The sequence below is a fragment of the Psychrobacter sp. TB20-MNA-CIBAN-0197 genome (genome assembly GCF_040309765.1).
Lineage (GTDB): Bacteria > Pseudomonadota > Gammaproteobacteria > Pseudomonadales > Moraxellaceae > Psychrobacter > Psychrobacter submarinus.
The window spans coordinates 1-456 of the sequence record NZ_JBEOPC010000109.1 but is presented as its reverse complement, the minus strand read 5'-3'; the positions used below and the strand labels follow the sequence as shown (position 1 = coordinate 456).

The 456-nt window shown below is 42.5% G+C and carries 1 protein-coding gene; it reads left to right on the top strand.

Annotation, left to right across the window (positions count from 1 at the left end):
* The coding region (locus AAEY83_RS12875; protein WP_351059299.1) for a phenylalanine--tRNA ligase beta subunit-related protein at nt 1-456 on the top strand (456 nt) is incomplete at both ends.

Sequence of the window (456 nt, the reverse complement as noted above, 5' to 3'; positions counted from 1 at the left end):
ATCGGGTGTTACAAATAAAACGTCTGATATATTACTTGAAAGCGCATTTTTTAACCCTGTAGCAATAGCTGGGCAAGCACGTAGCTACGGTTTACACACAGATGCATCGCATCGTTATGAGCGTGGTGTTGATTTTGCGCTACAGCATGATGCAATAGAGCGTGCAACAGCGTTACTACTTGAAATAGTAGGCGGTGAAGCAGGCCCAGTGGTTGAAGCCGTTGCCGCAGATAAACTACCTAAAGTGACTGAGGTTCGTTTACGTCGTAGCCTTTTAGCCCGTTTTATTGGCAACCATATTGAATATGAGAAAGTGACTGATATTTTAACTCGCTTAGGTTTTAACGTAAAAGTTGAAAACGACAGCTGGAGTGCAGATGTACCTAGTTACCGTTTTGATGTGCGTATTGAAGAAGATTTAATTGAAGAAGTGGCGCGTGTTTACGGTTACAACAG